General features: G+C 40.1%; 18 protein-coding genes. 3 read left to right on the forward strand and 15 right to left on the reverse strand.

Annotation, left to right across the window (positions count from 1 at the left end; genetic code table 11):
- Positions 1-33: 33 nt before the first annotated feature.
- Positions 34-351, forward strand: a complete 318-nt coding sequence (locus V7L07_RS20810; protein ID WP_179068324.1) for an RNA recognition motif domain-containing protein — start codon at positions 34-36, stop codon at positions 349-351.
- A gap of 123 nt (positions 352-474) precedes the next feature.
- Here the strand turns inward: V7L07_RS20810 and V7L07_RS20815 are convergent, their stop codons facing one another.
- From V7L07_RS20815 to V7L07_RS20825, 3 genes are all read right to left on the reverse strand, one after another.
- The gene (locus V7L07_RS20815) at positions 475-855 is read right to left on the reverse strand and encodes a nuclear transport factor 2 family protein (protein WP_335060805.1); all 381 of its coding nucleotides are present in this window, start codon (positions 853-855) and stop codon (positions 475-477) included.
- A gap of 171 nt (positions 856-1,026) precedes the next feature.
- On the reverse strand, positions 1,027-1,218 hold the full coding sequence (locus tag V7L07_RS20820; protein WP_335060806.1) for a hypothetical protein: 192 nt from the start codon (positions 1,216-1,218) through the stop codon (positions 1,027-1,029).
- A 224-nt stretch (positions 1,219-1,442) separates the two neighbouring features.
- Positions 1,443-2,201, reverse strand: a complete 759-nt coding sequence (locus V7L07_RS20825; RefSeq protein ID WP_335060807.1) for a YebC/PmpR family DNA-binding transcriptional regulator — start codon at positions 2,199-2,201, stop codon at positions 1,443-1,445.
- A gap of 180 nt (positions 2,202-2,381) precedes the next feature.
- On the opposite strand from V7L07_RS20825, the gene V7L07_RS20830 reads away from it, so the two are divergent.
- The gene (locus tag V7L07_RS20830) at positions 2,382-3,728 is read left to right on the forward strand and encodes an ABC transporter substrate-binding protein (protein ID WP_335060808.1); all 1,347 of its coding nucleotides are present in this window, start codon (positions 2,382-2,384) and stop codon (positions 3,726-3,728) included.
- Positions 3,729-3,960: 232 nt separating this feature from the next.
- On the opposite strand, the gene V7L07_RS20835 is transcribed toward V7L07_RS20830, so the two are convergent.
- The 6 genes from V7L07_RS20835 to V7L07_RS20860 all read right to left on the reverse strand — a co-directional run bounded on the left by V7L07_RS20835 (position 3,961) and on the right by V7L07_RS20860 (position 8,685).
- Positions 3,961-5,529 (reverse strand): metallophosphoesterase family protein, encoded by a 1,569-nt coding sequence (locus V7L07_RS20835; protein WP_335060809.1) that lies wholly within the window; start codon positions 5,527-5,529, stop codon positions 3,961-3,963.
- Between the two features lie 138 nt (positions 5,530-5,667).
- Positions 5,668-6,093, reverse strand: a complete 426-nt coding sequence (locus tag V7L07_RS20840) for a type II toxin-antitoxin system VapC family toxin (RefSeq protein WP_334778489.1) — start codon at positions 6,091-6,093, stop codon at positions 5,668-5,670.
- 7 nt (positions 6,094-6,100) lie between these two features.
- Positions 6,101-6,316 carry a hypothetical protein gene (locus V7L07_RS20845; protein ID WP_292843976.1) on the reverse strand — a complete coding sequence of 72 codons (216 nt, stop codon included), beginning with the start codon at positions 6,314-6,316 and terminating at the stop codon, positions 6,101-6,103.
- 126 nt (positions 6,317-6,442) lie between these two features.
- A complete protein-coding gene (locus V7L07_RS20850; RefSeq protein ID WP_442936072.1) occupies positions 6,443-7,672 on the reverse strand; it encodes a damage-control phosphatase ARMT1 family protein in 1,230 nt (409 codons plus the stop codon).
- Positions 7,673-8,018: 346 nt separating this feature from the next.
- Positions 8,019-8,387: a hypothetical protein gene (locus tag V7L07_RS20855; RefSeq protein ID WP_335060812.1), complete on the reverse strand. Its 369-nt coding sequence runs from the start codon at positions 8,385-8,387 to the stop codon at positions 8,019-8,021.
- A 73-nt stretch (positions 8,388-8,460) separates the two neighbouring features.
- Positions 8,461-8,685, reverse strand: coding sequence for a hypothetical protein (locus V7L07_RS20860; RefSeq protein WP_335060813.1), 225 nt, complete (start codon positions 8,683-8,685; stop codon positions 8,461-8,463).
- Between the two features lie 907 nt (positions 8,686-9,592).
- Here V7L07_RS20860 and V7L07_RS20865 point away from each other — a divergent pair.
- Entirely contained in the window at positions 9,593-9,877 is a 285-nt protein-coding gene (locus V7L07_RS20865) for a DUF427 domain-containing protein (RefSeq protein ID WP_335060814.1), read from the forward strand.
- Positions 9,878-10,235: 358 nt separating this feature from the next.
- Here the strand turns inward: V7L07_RS20865 and V7L07_RS20870 are convergent, their stop codons facing one another.
- The 6 genes from V7L07_RS20870 to V7L07_RS20890 all read right to left on the reverse strand — a co-directional run bounded on the left by V7L07_RS20870 (position 10,236) and on the right by V7L07_RS20890 (position 18,674).
- The gene (locus V7L07_RS20870) at positions 10,236-10,808 is read right to left on the reverse strand and encodes a Uma2 family endonuclease (RefSeq protein WP_335060815.1); all 573 of its coding nucleotides are present in this window, start codon (positions 10,806-10,808) and stop codon (positions 10,236-10,238) included.
- 421 nt (positions 10,809-11,229) lie between these two features.
- Positions 11,230-11,352, reverse strand: coding sequence for a hypothetical protein (locus tag V7L07_RS20875; protein WP_335060816.1), 123 nt, complete (start codon positions 11,350-11,352; stop codon positions 11,230-11,232).
- On the reverse strand, positions 11,334-11,678 hold the full coding sequence (locus V7L07_RS33530) for a GNAT family N-acetyltransferase (RefSeq protein WP_442936073.1): 345 nt from the start codon (positions 11,676-11,678) through the stop codon (positions 11,334-11,336). Before V7L07_RS33530 ends, V7L07_RS20875 begins: the two co-directional genes overlap by 19 nt.
- A 456-nt stretch (positions 11,679-12,134) precedes the next feature.
- The gene (locus V7L07_RS20880; RefSeq protein ID WP_335060817.1) at positions 12,135-15,149 is read right to left on the reverse strand and encodes a hybrid sensor histidine kinase/response regulator; all 3,015 of its coding nucleotides are present in this window, start codon (positions 15,147-15,149) and stop codon (positions 12,135-12,137) included.
- Positions 15,150-15,312: 163 nt separating this feature from the next.
- Positions 15,313-18,117 (reverse strand): methyl-accepting chemotaxis protein, encoded by a 2,805-nt coding sequence (locus V7L07_RS20885; RefSeq protein WP_335060818.1) that lies wholly within the window; start codon positions 18,115-18,117, stop codon positions 15,313-15,315.
- Between the two features lie 59 nt (positions 18,118-18,176).
- Positions 18,177-18,674 carry a chemotaxis protein CheW gene (locus V7L07_RS20890; RefSeq protein WP_335060819.1) on the reverse strand — a complete coding sequence of 166 codons (498 nt, stop codon included), beginning with the start codon at positions 18,672-18,674 and terminating at the stop codon, positions 18,177-18,179.

Here is an 18,674-nt window from a genome sequence, read left to right on the forward strand (position 1 = left end):
ATCTCTACAAACTTATGATTTTGGAGACATTTGATGTCAATTTACGTTGGTAACCTCTCCTATGATGTTACACAAGATGCGTTGAGTGCTGTATTTGCAGAATATGGTACTGTTAAGCGTGTTCAACTACCCACAGACCGTGAAACAGGTCGTTTACGCGGCTTTGCTTTCGTGGAAATGAATTCAGAAGATGAAGAAACAAAAGCTATTGAAGCCCTTGATGGTGCTGAGTGGCTTGGTCGTGACCTCAAAGTGAATAAAGCCAAGCCTAGAGAAGACAGAGGTGGTGGTTCCTTTGGTGGTGGCAATCGTGGCGGTGGCGGCGGCTACAACCGCAACAACCGCTACTAAGTTAAGTAGACGAAAGTAACTTAATTGAATCTAGAAAAGGCTCAGGCAGCAATGCTTGAGCCTTTTGTGTGCAAATACTTGACTCTATATAATTTCGGGTAGTTACTTATCATACTGCACATGTCATATCTTGACTAAAGTGCCCTGATGAAAGATCATTTTCCATTGACCGTTGTTCAATTTCCAGATAGAACTTCGCAGTGAATGAACAGGCTGTTCACCAGATATGTGTCTAACTATACGATAAGTTACTAAAATAACCCCTGTTGCTAAAACTAACGTTTTAAATTCTGTGATCGATCTTTCAATCAGGGGTTCTATGGGTTCATTCTGCAAGCTTTCGATAATTTGCTGTTTATCGAAAACACGCCCTGAGCTTCCGATCTCAATGAACTCATCAGCAAGTAAGTCTATGATATCTTTAGCTGATTTTCGGACATCAGGTTGGAGCAAACGCTCCTCCAATTGACGCAGAAGTGATTCTTCTAAATAATCTGCTTTCATAAGCTTAACTTTGATTTCTACGCGATCGCGTCCTCATGAGCAAGTTAATAAAAAACCCCGCTGATTGGTAGGGATTCCAGCGGGGTTAAATAATACAATTATTTTTCAGATAAACCAACACTAAACTTTATTACGGAGCTACTAGAAACTTTTACGACTAATAGTAACTATTTATGCGTGAGTTTTATGAGTTAGGTTTTTAACATGACGCTTGTAATGTGTCTTGTGATGTTTCTTGTGATGAACTTTAGCACTTCTTACACTAGCAACACGGACTTCTTTCGCTTGAGCTTGAGATGCAAAAACGGTTACAGGAGCAGCAAATACTAGAGCCAAAAGTAAAGCTTTAGCGAACTTATTCACTTGAAAATCCTCATCAGGTAATCAACAATCTAACTATCCAATAGGCGTATGTCATAAGTTTGTAATTGATATGAAGCTTTCATGTCTATTTTTACATCCGTAGATATAGGACTTAGGTGCAATACTGTGGTAGGAATACTTGCTAGTATTTTTATCCAAATGTACTATTTTTGACATCAGAACCAAGTGACTATCATTTGCTCTGATGTTTGTGTTAATTTTGATTAATAAATGCTGATATTCATCAATTCTTCTGCTATATCAAAGTTCGCTGTGACATTTTGCACGTCATCCAATCCTTCTAGAGTATCAATTAGCTTGAAAAGCGATCGCGCCTGATTGAGATCAGTAATTTCTACACTATTACTAGGAATCCAGCGCAATTCGGCATCAACTACCTTAATACCTTGATTTTTGAGTGCCTGGCTAAGGGCTTCTAAATTTCCGATGTCAGTAAATACCTCAGCTATCTCATCTTCAGTCATCTCATAAGACTGGGCACCGCCTTCGAGGGATGCTTCTAAAAGTTGTTCTTCGTCAACCACACCCTGCACAACACAAACGCCTTTTTGGTCAAACATCCAGCTAACGCAACCTGTTTCACCAAGATTGCCACCATTTTTACTAAAAGCTACACGCAAGTCAGCAGCGGTGCGATTACGATTATCTGTAAGGGCTTCAATTAAAATCGCTACACCACCGGGGCCATAACCTTCGTAGCGAATCGCTTCAAAAGTAGCATTATCGCCGCCAAAAGTGCCTGCACCTTTAGCGATCGCTCGTTCAATATTATCATTAGGGATACTCGCAGCCTTGGCCTTGTCAATTGCCGTGCGAAGTTGAAAATTCAAAGCTGGATCTGGTACGCCGCTTCTAGCTGCAACAATAATCGCCCTGGATAACTGAGTAAAGGTTTTTCCCTTTTTTGCATCTACTACCGCCTTCTGGCGCTTAATATTTGCCCATTTACTGTGTCCTGCCATAATTTTAAATTATCAAAACTCTATTCAAGATTAGGATATACCTAACTTTTGCCCCGATGCAAAGGTGCATTTGGTAAAAGTGAGTGGAGAGCAGGGAAGAAGCAAGGGAGCAGGGAGAAGAATTTTCCCCCCCGCACCCCGCTCCTCTGCCTCTTTTCAATGCCCAATTTAATGAATATTATGCACAATTTCTTTAACCCTCCTGGCTATGCCAAGCGAAAAATCAAGAAAGTGTCGCGCTACTTTCGGAGCTTAGTGCTTGTATTATTAGTGGGCATACTAGCTTTAGTTGGATGTCAAAGTATCTTACCTGGTATTAAAGAAGATAAAGTAATTCATTTAACTCTTTGGCAAGGTGTCAATCCGCCACCAAATCGGGATGTGCTGCAAAAGTTGGTAGACAAGTTTAATCAATCCCACCCAGATATTCAAGTAGAGTCGCTTTATATCGGGCAACAGGATCAGCAAACGCCCAAAATTTTAGCGGCGGTGGTAGGAAATGCACCCCCAGATTTGTTGTGGTACAATCCGACGATCGCAGGTCAATTAGTAGAACTCGATGCGCTTTTAGCTTTGGATGAAATGCTCGAAAAATCTCCAGTACAAGCCGAAATTGACCCGGCTTTGTATGGATCAATGAAATACAACGGTAAGATTTGGTCTGTGCCCTTTGCTACGAATAATGTTGGTATTTTTTACCGTCCGAGTTTGTTTAAGGCTGCGGGAATTACTGAATTACCCAGTACTTGGAAGGAGTTTGGGCAAGTTGCCAAAAAATTAACTCGTGATACCAATGGTGATGGGCGAACCGATCAATATGGGATGTTTCTGCCTTTAGGGAAGGGAGAATTTACAGTATTCACTTGGCTACCGTTTATGTGGAGTGGTGGCGGTGATTTGGTGAGTGGTGATTCACAAAATGCCGCAGCAGTAGATTTGGAAAATAATCAAGGGGCGATCGCAGCTTTGCAATTCTGGCGAAATTTAATTACGGATGGTTCCGCTATTTTATCTGGGCCGGAACGAGGTTATGAAACAGATGACTTGCTGACTGGCAAAGTTGCAATGCAATTAAATGGCCCTTGGACTCTGGGAGAATTTCAAGAGACTGGTGTCGATTTTGATGTCTTTCCCATTCCGGTTGGGCAGAAACCTGCTACTATTATTGGCGGTGAGAATCTCTTCTTTTTCAAAACCACACTAGAACGCCAAAGAGCAGCGTTTAAGTTTGTCGAATATGCTTTAAGTGAAGAATTTCAGACAGAATTAGCATTGGGAACTGGCTATTTACCAGTGAATTTGAAGTCTCGTGAAAGCCAAAAGTATCAGGATTTTATCAAAAAAATCCCACAGGTGAAGATATTTTTAGATCAAGCCAAATACGGGCGATCGCGTCCAATATTTCCCGGTTACAATCGGATTTCTGACAGTGTAGGTCGGGCAATTGAATCTGTATTGTTGGGCAAAAGTTCACCAGCAGAATCACTCAAAGTAACTCAGCAGCGTTTAGATTTGATTTTTAAGTGACATGGTTAACTTGTAGAGACGCGATGAATCGCGTCTGTTAATCACATTTATAATTCAATACGCTTGGGTTAAGACTAAAATCCTTTGTCAAAGCCAATTTTTTTAACGTAGACGCGGAGCGGCTTGCCGCAGGCTACCACAGAGACGCAGAGGGCACTGAGAAAAGAGACAAATGTTAACTGAACCGTATTGGTTTATAATTCATCGCGTCTATTAATCGCGCGCATCCCCTTTAAATCACAAAAGGTTCAAGTTCAGTGTTATGCCATTTATCTTCAACCCGTTCAGTAATTAGCGGTCTGATGATAAACTTAGGCGGGCTACCATCCAAAACATCAATCCGCACACATGAGTAAGGTAGTCGGTTCTGGAAATTGTAGTCATAACGACCCACAAAAAGCATTGAATCTGCAACTTTCCGGCTGGGTTTACCTGCAATCTCAGTAAAAGTCTCCATTAATTCAGTTCCCCCTCGCCGCTGATAACGGGGACGATGACCACTACCACCAGAGATAATGCAGTTAATGTGAGAGTCAGCAAATCCGGTATCAGTTGTGCAAAGATGCTCCAAACAGTGAGCGTGACCATTTAAAATCAAATCGACTATGGGACGTTCTTTAATTAAAGAACCAAGAGTTTCTGCAACTTGTTCAAACACCCAGCGCAAACGATGGCGAACCGCCAAGGTTTGCGCCTGATTCCACTTGGTAGCTTCTGTGACGTAGGGGGGATGGTGGAAAAAGATTACACGTCCGCGGACTTCAGAGTTATTCCAAGATTCGATTAGTCTGCTTCGCAACCATTCAAGTTGTTCAAAATCGATCGCAGGCATTTTCTGAGATGTCAATTGTTTTTCAATGTCGATTTTGATCTCGTTGATTTGGTCTAATTTGGCGCTAAGGTCATCAAGTTGTTCCGCTTCGGTGGGTTTATCTGGATTGAGTCCATCGCATATTTTCAAAATCTGCAATTCTTCTCGATCGATTTCATGGCGACGTTTTTGCAATTCCCGACGGTAAATTTCTCCCTCTTGAGTTGCAGGTAGAGGTGACGGTGTATTAAAAGTATTAGAATCCAGTGCGAAAAAGTCAATCCCACCGTAACGAAAGGTGTAATAGCGATTGGGTAAGCGGGTAAACTGTCCAGGTTCGTAACGCAAACATCGCCCTGTGTCGGTCTTTGCGGTGTAGTGCCGATCTAAATGACGTTCTAACTCTTGTGGAGATATTGCCTGAGTGTAATCCATAAATGCTTGTGCATAGGCATTACCTTGATACGATCCATGCCAGCCAATCTCTGTATCTTTGTAGCGGAACAGGTGACGTAGTGAGGATGTTGTGCCAGTAAATAAACGGTACATCAACGGTACATCGTAGTAATCATGATTACCGAGTACTGGCAAGAACGGCAGATTAAACACCATGCGGTCATAAGGAATGCTTTTCGGGTTGTCACCACCGACAAGAAATTCCCGATAAGGCTCAATAAAGTTTGTTGAATAATATTCTTGGGAACCCACCACATAGATAACATCGCCTGTGTGCAACACAAAACTGCAATCATCGCGGTGAGTCAGCATCAGTTCGGCAACTTTTCGTTGGGGGTGGTATCGAGAATGGGATTTAGTGCCAGAATCACCGATAACCATAAAGGAAAATTCTGGATTATCTTCTCTGCGATCGTCAATAACTAGACTGGTTTGGTCAATTCCCCGTTGCACAAAACTTGGATGCATCCACCGCACCCGTTCCTTCATCTTTTGAATTTTCACAGGAATCGGTGGATCGGAAATCAATTTCATGGCTGATAACTCTTGAATGCCTAACGCACACACCGATTGTAACGAAATATTTAATTGTCATTTGTCATTTGTCATTAGTAAATAACCAATCCCTCATGCTCAATGACCAATGCCCCATACCCAATGCCCCATGCCCAATTACGGCAAATTCTCCCGCAATAATGCTCGAAAGCCTGCTTGTTGAAAATGCTCATCGGCGGTCAGTGCTTCAGTGATTCCGCTATATTGCATGACAATAAAAGATATGCAATCGACAAATCCCCATTCTTTCTCTGTTTGTTCCCGATATAGCTGAAAAGCACGTTCGTAGAGTTCCTGGGAAAGGGGGACAATTTCTACTTTAGAGTCTGCTACTAGAGAATTTAATAATATGATTGCCGCCTGACGGTAAGGTTGTTGGGATAAGGCATTGCCAATTTCCAACATTACTGCCTGTGTTGTTACCAAACGAGTTTCTGCTGCTTGTAACATTTTAGCCAGATGCAAGGCTCGGTCATGCAGGCGATCGCTCGGCGCAGATAAGGCAATGGCAAATGATGTATCCAGAAAGACTTCAGAATGCATGAAAAGTTTACTTACTATACAAATATTTATCTATATTGCTAGACCAGTCAGGCGGTCCTTCAAGATTGAGCGATCGCGCCGTCTGCAAAAATGATACCGTTTCATGTTCGCTTGGCGGTAAAATTTCAATGCTCATTCGCACGCGGGTATTGATTGGCAGTGCGATCGGTTCAGCTGGATAGAACACTTTGCCATTAAAGACAGCTGTGATTTTTTCTACCATTTTCCTCAAAAATTGCTTCTAGTCTATCCTAAGCTGGTTGTGGTGCTACGGGTAGGGTAGACGACGCTATAAGTAGTAAAGATACGTATACTTCTTTTACAAATTATCTCAATTTTTCAAAATTGCCTAAACCACCAACTGAATTACACCCCACTGTCCATTTGTCAACCAAGAAGAGTCAGATTTGGCTACTTCTTCAATAACTTCTGGTTTCAAACCTACTACTACTTCGGATTTCAAGGTGCGTAAAGCTACCATTGGCACGGGTAAATAACAGACTATATCTGCAATGCTGGTGGTAAAATTCCAGTGGCGATCGCCTAATAATCGGCGATAATTTGCATCTCCTTTGACTATAACTAAACTCGCATTGGCTAATTCATTTTTGAGTGAGTTAGGTATTTCCCAAAATGCTAAAGGCGATGTCCAAAAGTAATCTTCAGATAGTACTAAATGCCCTGATGCAATATTTTCTTGCAATCTTTGGGTAAAGGATGTGAGTTGTTGATTTCCACTAGCGGTTAAAAAATTTATTGTGTAAGATACATCCTTAATCATGGCATCAGATACAAAAGTCGGATGTGGCTTTAAGTGTAGGTAAACCTGATTAGCCAGTCCGCTACTTAATAAAAAATCCACTAAAGATAGATCACAAACAAGTTCAAAACCAGCATTATCTACAACAAAATCAATTCGTCCACCATGAGAACTAATTAACAATTCCGTGACTTGCAAGGCATCATTTACTAAGATGTGAGCTAGTTGGGTTTGAATATCAAAACGACTCCGGTCACTCTCGAATGCTGACCATAAACTCAAGTCAACTCGATTTCCCCACAAAGCAAAATATAACAGTGCAATTAAAGCTGTTTGGTTTGATTTTTCCCCTGATTGGGAATTATCTAACCAATTGTTGACTTGTTCGCATAACAAAATAATCGAGTCTAGAGATGCTTCCAAACCTTGAGATTTTTGTAACTCAAATGGATCGACACCTTGCCATACACCAGGGCGAAAATAATTGGTAATTTCCAGAATTAATCGATAAAAATAAGTTTCGGCAAAAAACCAGGGAACATCTACCCAACGCTGACCTTTATAGAATTCTAAATATGTATTCCAGGCAGCAAAATCTCCAGCAGTGTCATTTAAAAGAGGTTGCAAAAATCCTGTCGGCAGTTCTGTAGCCAGGTTTTCTAAGCTGGTATTAATCTCAGATGGGAAATTATTTTCAGCAATAACTCGGCGAGCGATCGCAGGCATTCGCTGAGTAACTGTAAACTCAGTAAAAGAACCGATTTCTGACCCCAAAAGAGATGGTGGTATAGGTAATTTGGGGATGTGGGATATATTCACCACAAACTTTTCTTATCCTCATATTTCTAGTTATTCTAGCTTGAGCGTGAAAATGAGGTGGGAGAATTGTCAAATCAACTCAAAAGCGGGATAACTTGACCGATGGCTGCAAACAAAGCATTTAAAAAAGTCAAAAAATCTCTTCAGTAAGCTGTAGTTAGGTTTGTCCGTATCCTTTGGTGCGTCAAGCTGAATGATCAGCCATGAAAGATTGGGAATTGGAGGCAGAAGTAAAGCTTTTATTAGAGAAATACTAAAGTTATTGGGAGATGCGGAGATTGATTTCAGCACTCCTGACAACTTAGTTGTTGCTGTAAATTCGTTACGAACTTGGCAAACCTATATTCTAGTTACATGAATCATTAGTACTGCCCAATGATGTCAGCTGTAACTCAACCGCGTTGACGTAACTTGAATCATTCAAAACTTGCGCTGGTAACTTATTAGCTTTAACAGCAGCCTGAACCACATCTTTGGCAGTCAGGTTTCCGCTTTGGTATTTAAATAACAAAGTGCCCCCACTGGGAATACCCTGCTCTTTTAAATAACCTTGATAAGCTAGAAAGGCAATATTGAAAGGTTGCAGATATTTGGCATCTGTATTTATTTGTCCACCACCATTGTTAGTATTAGCTGTTTGAGCGCCAGCAATTCCAGGTATAAAAGCAATAGAAGTAATGATAAGTGCAGAATTTAACCAAGTTGTGAGTTTCATAATTTTCTCCTTATTAGAGATTAATTGGTGTTGTTATGTAAATTACAGATCGAAAGCATAGAAATAACTTAGATCATTCAAAATCACCAAGACCCATCATGTAATAGGCAATAAAAGCAGTGTCGAAGGGTTTGAGGTAATTGACATTTGTAGATTTTCTAGGGAAATTGTTAGAGTTGACGACAGTGTTTATTGATGGGCTATTGTGATTCTTAAGTGGATGAAGGCTAGTGATTTTAGGCATAGAATTAATCCAAGCAACAATATATGGAGAATTTATCAAGTTTGTGAGTTTCATAGAGTTATCCTCAATTAGAACAAAGTGCAATCAGTATTCTCTAGTCATAGAGTTTACTGTTTTATTAATCTCAACCTTTTTACGATCAGTTCACATGACAGTTTGATTTGTTAATTACCCAAATGGGAATTTTCAGAAGGTTTAGTAATAACTTAAAAAATGCAAAGATATTGTAAATAAAATCCTTAGTTTGGAAGTATTTCTAGAAGGTGCATTAGCGTAGCTCGCCACAGGCATCGCTGATACTCTCTTTTAGACATTTTTTATTCAAGCTATAAACCAAAATCCAACTTTGTTTGGACTAATTAACTTTTCATATCAATATGCTATAAAATCTTCTCGGTATAAGCAAATGCTTTTAATTTTCAAATCCATAAATAAAAGTGATTGTAATTAATAGCTAAAAGTAAATCCTACAACCCATTACCTTGGATGTATCCGAGTTTTTATTTTAAAATCAGAGAATAACTATTATTGCGATCGCCTAGCGTCTCGTAGAGAGGAAGAACAACTAAGCTATCGCATGGACTCACTCTTGTAGAAAATTTTCTGATTGCTTCACTTCGTTTGGTTCGCAATGACATGCAAAAAATTGACTAAGATAACAGATTATCATTGCGAATGAAGCAAAGCGGAATGAAGCAATCGCAAGGTCTAGGTGTTGCGATTGCAACTATTAGAGACGCTGTTCGCGTTCGCTCCATTTCATTACGTACCCTACGGGTTCTCAGAAGGAGTACGCAATGACAAAATATGTTTTTACACATTTTTGATGCTCTCGGATACTCCCTGTTGCCTCTTAGTGACTTCTGAACTCTTTTGGCAGGGTAGCAGGTTCTATAAATTCACTACAAATAAACGGATAGTGTCAAAATGTTATGTGTATAGTTTATTTACAAAGTCATTTATGCCAAAAGCAATTTGGAATGGTGCTGTTTTAGCCGAGAGCAATAATACTGTAGTTGTGGAAGGCAACCATTATTTCCCTGTTGACACCATTAACAAACAGTACTTCGCAGAGAGTAACACCCACACGACTTGTCCTTGGAAAGGTGTTGCCAGTTACTACAGTATCGAAGTTGATGGGCAAATCAATAAAGATGCTGCTTGGTATTATCCAAGCACCAAGGAGAAGGCTAAGAATATTGAAGGTTATGTGGCCTTCTGGAAGGGTGTAAAAGTTGAGGCTTAATCAAGGTTCCTGAAAGTATTTTCGTTTCAGGGAATTGATATTATGTCCTAATACAGTTCAGTTAAGAGTTATTGGTGTAGATAATTGGTCTTTCAAGACGCGATAAATCGCGTCTCTACATGAGGGTTTTGTTGCTCATTCTGAACTGTATTATGTTATGTCTGACTAATTGCCCATAAAATAATTAGCCCGCACAGGCGGGCTAATTATTTAAACTATTTACGATATTTGCAAATTTATTTTAAATAGTGCGATCGCACTAGGTTCGGGTGCTATTCTCGAAATTCTGATTAATTTGTCATACTTTAAAAAGTCTGAGATATTATTCTTACATCTTTTAACTGAATATTACTCATCTTTATTGACTAATTTTTGTTGGTTTTAGCCATGCAAAAATTTGTGTAACTGTTAAATTAAGTTGCAAAAAATCAGGTACAGGCAATACTTCATCCCCAGTCATCTCTATAGGTTGCTGCCCTGGCAAAAATAACAATACTAAGCGTTCATCAGGATCGATCAACCACCCTAATCGAGTGCCGTGTTTTAGACAGTGAAGAATATTTATAATTACCTTGGTTGTATTCTGTTCTGGTGAAAGAATTTCAATTGTCCAATCAGGGTAAATTCCAAAGGTATTTTCAATTTCCCCATTAGCATCAAAAGGAATCCGTTCCCAGGCAAATACACTCACATCTGGGACAATCGAGCGTCCGCCAAAAGTGCAGCGTAATTCTGGAAAAGCCAAGGCAATTTCTTGTTCTTCAGCAATTTGGGTAATTGCGTTACAAAGTTTTAGTTGTAGCCGAGAATGTTTGCCTTGTGGCATTGGTTTCTGGTAGATACGACCATCTATAAATTCACTAGCAGGCTTGGTTTCTGGCAGTTTGAGGAATTCTGCTAAGGAGATTGATTTATGCAGCGTGGTTGCCATAGCTGTGCAAATGCCATATTTCATTGGAATCTTAGCATTTTCTGTCCTTGGATTTTAGGAAGCGAGTCTATTCTCCTTGATGTTTGTTACGATAAATTTTATACTAATCAGGTTTGCTTAAGCATTTGCTAGAAATAAACAAACTGTTGTTACTAAAGTGCAAGCATTTATAACAAACAAGTACCTAAATACGATATTGAAGTACCCAAATACGATATTGAAGTACCCAAATACGATATTGAAGTACCCAAATACGATATTGAAGTACCCAAATACGATATTGGAGTACTCAAATACGATATTGGAGTACTCAAATACGATATTGGAGTACCTAAATACGATATTGGAGTACTCAAATACGATATTGGAGTACCCAATTATAATTAATGCTTAATTTGTTAGCTTAAATTTTAAGAATTCGTTATGGTGAGTACACGATCGCTGCGATCGCATTTTCTTTGAGATCATCTAACAAAATCGCATTGTTTCCCAGAAAACTTTGCGGCATTTTGTGTTTAGATATTACTATATCAAACCTAGACATTTGCTACTTCTGCGAAGTTCGCTTGGAAGATTTTGTTCTTGAACTAAAGTAAAACCATGACGTACATAAAATCTGAGTGATTCAGGCGTAGGGAACACATAAATTGGTCTAACTCCTCTACGTGCAAGGTTTTGCACTAAACAAGAACCCAACCCAAGACGGCGATAATCCGGTTTAACATATAAAGATTTCAACAACGAATAACTACCTTTCTTAGACTGTATAGCATAAGCTACTAAGCGATTATTATGTTCTATTAGCAAAACTATCGAGCTATCTTGTCTATGAAAAATACTTGCAAGTTGTAAAGAGGAAGTTATTAATATTCAACTGGTTACTATTAGTGGAATTAATACTAAACATATCAAAAAATCATGAAGACTGATAGAACAATTCCCGATAATAATACATATAGCAGAAAGGAGTAAAAAAATACCTATTATTAAAAATAGAGCAAAAATAATTAAAAGTTTTAAACCATTAAAACTCACTAGAATAATTTGATATATTGCTGGAATGTCAATATTACGGGCTTGGCGAATAGTATAATCCGGTGGCAAAGATGAAGCTCTATTCATTTATCTAGTCTGCGCTTTTCATTATGCCAACCTCAATCCATCACTAATGTCAAAATCATCGTGTAAGCACCCCAAATCTTGATTTAACATGAGTTCGACGGAACTAAAAAACGACACAAGGCAGTGCAGGCAAATCTTTTGGGCAAATGTCAATCGAGGATATCTAGCAAGCTTTTTGCCTTTTTCTAACCGTCGAATTCATGTTCAATTAGATGCGCCCTTTTCTGCTACAGTACGAATTATTTCCTCCAGCGTTTGGAGTAATTCTTGCTCATTATAAGGTTTAGAAAAATAAGCCCGCGCCCCCAATTGCATAGCTAGTTGTCGATGTTTATTACTACTCCGAGAAGTCAGCATTGCAACGGGAATATTTTTTGTATCAACGTCTGAATTTACCTTACCTAAAAAGCCATAACCATCAAGGCGAGGCATTTCAATATCGCAAATTACCGCCTCAACTCTCAATCCACTATGGAGTTTTTCTAAGGCATCTTGACCATCTTTAGCTTGCTCTACTTGATACCCTCCTTTTTCAAGGGTCAGTGCTAAAAAGCGACGAACATTAATCGAGTCATCTACGATTAAAATTGTGCCTTTCTGCTTAACTGAAGCTGCTGACATTTTCTCTTCATCAAATATGAGGAACGGTGTTTTTAACCTTGCTGATGGTAATTGAGTACCTCTAGGAGTCTTCCGATTTGTAGCAATCCAATACAGCAACTCATTGATATTAACTAGTGGTACGACTCGACCATCACCGAGAATTGTGCAGTTGCTAAAGCCTTCAGGTAAAGGTATATTTCCCTCAACTTGGCGAATAGCAACTTCCTGTTCACCCCAGCAACGGTCTATTTGAATCGCTACTGGCTGATTATTACCTTTGACTACTAAGACGCTGTTAGCATTAATCGCTGCCGGAGTTTCTAATTCTGAAGTATCGTAGCGTAGGCAATTAAACTCTAAATAACGAGTCAGGCGAATCAGTGGTAGCATTGTTCCTTGCCAATTTAGGACTTCACTACCTGCCATTTGGAAAACTCGCTCGTCTTGGAGTAAAGATATTTCTGAAATGACATCTGTAGGAAATGCTAATAGCATTTTGTTGATTTCTACTAGTAGAACTCGCGCAACCGAAAGGGTAAATGGTACTGATAGGGTGAAGGTAGTACCAACTCCTGGTTCCGTATCAACTTTCACATCTCCTCGAATCAGTTTGAGGTTGTTACGAACCACATCCATACCGACACCGCGACCAGATAATGCTGTCACTTGCTCGGAGGTGGTAAAACCTGGTTCAAAAATTAGTGATAACAGTTCTTCATCACTAGCATTAGCGAGTAGAGAAGCATCCAATCCCATAGCTAGGGCGCGGGTGCGAATTTTCTCCAGAGAAATGCCCCAGCCATCATCTCGGATAGTAATCAAAGTGCGATTGCTGCGGTGAGTAGCTGTAATTTCAATTAATCCTTGTTCTGGTTTACCCAGAAGGCGGCGGGTGCTAGAGTCTTCAATACCATGATCGAAAGCATTCCTTAACAGGTGCATTAAAGGTTCATTTAAAGCTTCTAAAATGCTGCGTTCAATTAAAGTATTGCCACCTTCAATTTTTAACTGGACATTTTTTCCATACTCTACATTTAAATCGCGCAAGGCTCTAGGAAAACGTTCAATTAAATCGGACAGCGGCCGCATCCTGATATGATTTAGCTTTGTTTGTAATTGTTTGGATGTTTTGTTTAATTTCCGAGCAATATTGTCTGTATCATCTACACTGAGTTGCACATCAGTTGTAACTTCCTGTACCTGAACAATGGTTTCCATAACTTCCTGCGATCGCAGGTTTAAATCGTTATAGCGATCCATTTCTAAGGTATCAAATTCCCTGTCTGTGTCTTGTGTTTGATGACCATTTTCAGCTTGTGCCCGTACCCCAGCCGCTTGAGTGGAAATTTTGTCGTAAGCTATACGTAAATCTTGGTTTTCGCGGTCGAGAACTTGGACTCGCTGGTTGAGATTACGAACGAGTTTGCGTAATCTTTCTAGGTGTGAGTTTAACCCATTGCGTTGAACAATCAATTCGCCAAATAAATCATTAATTTGCTCTAGTTGTTTGCTAGGAACTCTAACACTATTTTCATGAGTTTCCCGCTCTTTTACAACGCCATTTTGCTCTCCTTTGCCTTCGCCAAATTTAGCATCGGCAGAATTATCTTCTCTAGAAAAGATGGTATTATGTTCGGTGACATTGACACCATTTACCTCGTCAGCAAATTCTGCATCTACGAATGTAAAATTTGCTGCAATTGCTTCATCTTTAATCCAAACTTCGGGAGTTATTTCGGCTTGCCAAACAGCTGTTGAAGCTGCTTCTGTGTCGAGGATATCTGTGGGGAGAAGCTGCGGTATTATTTCTGCTGGTAATAGTAGCGGGGGCTGCGTAGAACTACCCAAGTTAATTTCTGTAGGCAAATTATCTAATTGATTTATCATTACTAAAGCTTGCGATCGCCGCCATGCTTGCAATGCTAACTGGGCAATTTCGGGAATGCGCGAGCTACTAACAGTTTCCAAGTGCTGCGTTACTGACTCACAAAGCTTGCTAAAAGCTGGCAACTGGAGCATTTCACCCAAACCGCCCAATTCAGCTGCCATGATCGTAATTTCTTCATGCAGTCCGGGCTGTTCGCTATCTGTCAATATAGATTCTAGACGCTGCAAACACTCTTCTACTTCGGTGGAAAATAGTAAGGGAATAACGTCTTGGCCATCTTCTGGGGATAGCATAGTTGAGGCATCCTCAGGGGTGGGGTCGCCTAAGCGATCGTGCAACTCATCAAAAATTGGATAACAAAAAGTTGCTAACCACTGATCTTCGACAACATTCCCTTCGGCAAGCAATTCTACAATCTGACGCAGCCAGTCAACTCCAGATAGCAATAAACTTTGTAACTGAGTATCAATTTCTAAAGAATTTTTTTTAGTTTTTAAAACTTTAAAGGAATCTTCCAGACGGTGAGATAAATCACTGAGCGATCTAAATCCCATCATCCCCGCGCCACCTTTAATAGAATGAGTGGCCCGGAGTGCAGCATTAATTTTATCTAAATCGATACGGTTACTAGTATCGATTTCCAACAATACCCCTTCTAAGGTATTTAAGTAATCAGTTGCTTCTTCCAGAAATTGCATCTGGATTTCTAATTCTTTGTCTTGTGGCATAGTTTTTGTTAATAATTGTTGGGCATTGGACATTGGGCATTGGACATTGGAGAGTCATTCCTGTGGGCGGGTTTCCCGACTTGAGGTGACTGGTGTCATTGGGCATTAGTTTTAGACAAATGACTAATGACTAATGACTAATGACTAATGACTAATGACAAACTTAACTAACTTTGAAAGCCTCGACAGTCTCTTGCAACTGCTGCGAAATTTCCACAGTTTGTTGCAGAGATTCGGAAACTTGGCGAGAAGAATCGCTGGTACGTTGTGATATGGCAGCGATATCTTTCATCAATTGGCTAACACTTTGGGATGTTTCAACCTGAGATGCAGTTGCAGTAGAAATTGACTGCACTAAGGAGTCAATTTGAGAGGATACATCCAAAATTTCACTCAGACTTTGTTTAGCCTCCTCCACAATGCGAGTCCCTTCTACCACTTGGGTAGTGCCTATTTCCATTGCTAATACCACTTCACTGGTTTCTCGTTGGATATTTTCAACAATTTGTTCAATTTCTTGGGTTGCGGCGGCACTCCTAACTGCTAGTTCGCCGACTTCTTCGGCCACGACGGCAAATCCTTGACCTTCTTCACCTGCACGCGCGGCTTCAATACCGGCGTTGATGGCAAGTAAGTTGGTTTGAATAGCGATTTGGTTAATTAAGGAAACTACGCGAGAAATTTGTTGCGAAGATTCTCCCAAACGCTTTACTTTCTTAGCAGTTTCACCCACGGTTTCCCGCAAAGACAGAATATTTTGTACTGTCAAATCCATTGCGTGTCCGCTCTTGGTGGCGGTGTGAGCTGCATGGTTGGCAACAAAGGCAGCTTTTTCAGCACTTTCGGCTACGGCTTTCATCGATTGAGTCATTTGGTCAACAGCATCCAGGGTGCGATTGATTTCGGCAGCTTGGGTGAGCGCTTCTTCTGCTAGGTGGCGGATGGCTCCTTCGTTTGAGCCAATGGCACTATTGACATGGATAGCAGCTTGTTTAACTTGGGTAACAATATCCCGCAGGCTTTCCACAATGGAGTTAAAAAAGTCGGCAACAGTGCCGATTTCCCCGGCGGTTACGTCTGCGCGCACTGTCAAGTCGCCTCTGGCTGCACCTTCTACATCATTGAGTAGTTGTAAAAGTTGTTGTTGCAGTGTTTCGTCTGAACCACTTACAGTTACATTTCTGACTTTTTCTATTTCTTCTAATAGCTTGGCTTGTTCTAAGGCATAGCCGACTTGAGTTGCTATTTGTTGAAATAAGTCAATTTCTGGCTGTTGCCAAACATGAGGAGTTTCGCAATGATGAGCAATTAATAAACCTAAAAGTTTCTCTTGAGCCAGAATCGGTACGATTAAATGAGCTTTGACAGCAAATTTTTCCAAAAGTTGGATGTAACCGTCGGCATTTTTCAAGTTTTGGTCTTGATGAATGTTGGCAACAGCTTGCACCTCTCCATCACGATCAGTTTTTAGATAATGTTCTCGGAAATAGGGGTCGTTAATTTGCACTCCCAGCATTTCCGGCCAATTACCAGTGACGGATTCCGCAACGACAGCGCCAGCTAAAGTATCTGGATTCAGACTATAAATAATTACCCGGTCTGTTTTTAGCGATCGCTGAACTTCTTTGACTGCTGTATGATAAATATCTTCAGTTTTCAGAGTTTTCCGAATCTGTAAGGTAATATCTGCTAGTAATTTTACCCCTTCAACGTCGAGTTCCTGTTCCTTAACTATGACCTGCAATTGTTCGGCCATCAGGTTGATATTTGCACTCAATACCCCTAATTCATCTTCTCTTTCGATTTGCAGACGGGTATTGAATTTACCTTGACCTAGTTTTGCTAATGCCGCAGTGGCATTGAGAATTGGCTGTGTAGTCAGTTTCGCTAATCGAGATGCGATCGCAGCTACAATCAATGCTGTCGCTGCTGTACCGATGGCTATGATCCACAACAATTGCCTTTGCGGTTCAAATACAGTTGCGGTATCTGTAGATAAAAGTACTTGCCAGTTTAAATCAGGTAAGCCATCTATAGTACTAGCTGGTACGTAGCTAACTAATTCTTGTTTTTTCTGAGTTTTCGGAACTTCTATAAAACTATTTACCTTTTTCGCTGCCAGCAGTTTCGGTAAACTAGAATACTCTTCCTTGGCATCTCTCCCCAATAATTCCTTTTGGGGACTCAAGAAAACTGTTCCCGAAGCATCGAGCAACTGGTATTGTTGACCATTGGCTACGTAGTTTTTGATGACTTCCTCTAAAGATTTTACGGGCATACGTGCTTGTACCACGCCAATAGTTTGCCCCGTCCTTGTCTCTTTCACAGGTGCAGCTAGATAAATACTCACTACACCAGTATTTTTTGCTGCTTCTGGTTTACTGATAACAGGAGTATCTTTTTGTAAAGCGTCTTGAAAATAGGTACGATCTTTTTGATTTTCCAGGGGTTCGCCTGTAGATTGGACAATCAAGTTACCTTGGCGATCGAAAACAGCAATACTGTCATAAGCTTTGTAGGCTTGGACAATACGATCGAGGACTGCTTGCTTTTGCTGGGTAGTGACATTAGTTTGGGGACTTGTCAAAAATAGCAAACTTGATATTACCTGAATATCACTGTAGCGTCCCAGCATAAAGCGGTTAACTTTATCACTTAAACCAGTGGCTTCGGCTTGTTGAGACTGGGTAATTTGCTTAGTAATAGATTTGTTGGCAAAACCAAAAGCGATCGCGCCGATGCCCAATACTGGTATTGTACCGATTGCGATCGCTAAAATAGTCGCTTTCTTAACCAATCCCAGCTTTGTAAAAAAGGCAATACTCTGATTTGAAGAAGAATTATTAGCACTTTCGGTAGTTAGCTTAGTTGTTAGTTTTACTACAGTCCCAATGGCTTTTTTGGATGAAATCAGTGATGCTCGATTTTGAGCGCCATTACCTTGATTCGTGTTGGTTTTATTAAACATAAAAATAGTTCTCCTAAGTATGTGAATAAGACACTAAAAATCTTTTTTAGTAATACACTCTAATCACTGCGGAGAATAGAAGATTGTACAATCGCCTGTGCATCTAATACCAGTAATATTTCTTCCTGTTGCACAACACACCCACATAAGTAAGGAACTAAACTAGATGCCACTTGTCCTATAGGAGAATGAATATCATCAACGATGAACTTGGTTGTACCTTTGATTTCTTGTACAACTAAGCCCAACACTAATGATTCCACTTGGATAACGATTACATTGTATTGTCGCAGTCGATAATCTAGGGATTCTAAATTGAGTATTCTTGGCAAATCAACTACCCAAATTATCCGACTACGCCAATTCATTAATCCTAAGATACAGGGCTGCATATTAGGCATTGAAGTGATAGATTCAATGGGCACAAGAATAGCTTCTTGTGTATGCCTCATTGATAAAACAGCAGTAGTTTGTTCATTTAGCTGAAACTTCAGATAACCATCTACTAAGTTCTTTTGGGTTGTTTTTTCAGGAAGAGTAATGTTTGTACTAGTCAT

Origin of the sequence: Nostoc sp. (assembly GCF_036916985.1) — a bacterium.
Lineage (GTDB): Bacteria > Cyanobacteriota > Cyanobacteriia > Cyanobacteriales > Nostocaceae > Nostoc.

What these genes read in the sequence shown, in the direction of transcription:
- V7L07_RS20810 (WP_179068324.1), top strand. Translation starts at nt 34, where the DNA reads ATGTCAATTTACGTTGGTAACCTCTCCTATGATGTTACACAAGATGCG.
- V7L07_RS20815 (WP_335060805.1), bottom strand. Translation starts at nt 855, where the DNA reads ATGAAAGCAGATTATTTAGAAGAATCACTTCTGCGTCAATTGGAGGAG.
- V7L07_RS20825 (WP_335060807.1), bottom strand. Translation starts at nt 2,201, where the DNA reads ATGGCAGGACACAGTAAATGGGCAAATATTAAGCGCCAGAAGGCGGTA.
- V7L07_RS20830 (WP_335060808.1), top strand. Translation starts at nt 2,382, where the DNA reads ATGCACAATTTCTTTAACCCTCCTGGCTATGCCAAGCGAAAAATCAAG.
- V7L07_RS20835 (WP_335060809.1), bottom strand. Translation starts at nt 5,529, where the DNA reads ATGAAATTGATTTCCGATCCACCGATTCCTGTGAAAATTCAAAAGATG.
- V7L07_RS20840 (WP_334778489.1), bottom strand. Translation starts at nt 6,093, where the DNA reads ATGCATTCTGAAGTCTTTCTGGATACATCATTTGCCATTGCCTTATCT.
- V7L07_RS20845 (WP_292843976.1), bottom strand. Translation starts at nt 6,316, where the DNA reads ATGGTAGAAAAAATCACAGCTGTCTTTAATGGCAAAGTGTTCTATCCA.
- V7L07_RS20855 (WP_335060812.1), bottom strand. Translation starts at nt 8,387, where the DNA reads ATGAAACTCACAACTTGGTTAAATTCTGCACTTATCATTACTTCTATT.
- V7L07_RS20860 (WP_335060813.1), bottom strand. Translation starts at nt 8,685, where the DNA reads ATGAAACTCACAAACTTGATAAATTCTCCATATATTGTTGCTTGGATT.
- V7L07_RS20865 (WP_335060814.1), top strand. Translation starts at nt 9,593, where the DNA reads ATGCCAAAAGCAATTTGGAATGGTGCTGTTTTAGCCGAGAGCAATAAT.
- V7L07_RS20870 (WP_335060815.1), bottom strand. Translation starts at nt 10,808, where the DNA reads ATGGCAACCACGCTGCATAAATCAATCTCCTTAGCAGAATTCCTCAAA.
- V7L07_RS20875 (WP_335060816.1), bottom strand. Translation starts at nt 11,352, where the DNA reads ATGTCTAGGTTTGATATAGTAATATCTAAACACAAAATGCCGCAAAGT.
- V7L07_RS20880 (WP_335060817.1), bottom strand. Translation starts at nt 15,149, where the DNA reads ATGCCACAAGACAAAGAATTAGAAATCCAGATGCAATTTCTGGAAGAA.
- V7L07_RS20885 (WP_335060818.1), bottom strand. Translation starts at nt 18,117, where the DNA reads ATGTTTAATAAAACCAACACGAATCAAGGTAATGGCGCTCAAAATCGA.
- V7L07_RS20890 (WP_335060819.1), bottom strand. Translation starts at nt 18,674, where the DNA reads ATGACTAGTACAAACATTACTCTTCCTGAAAAAACAACCCAAAAGAAC.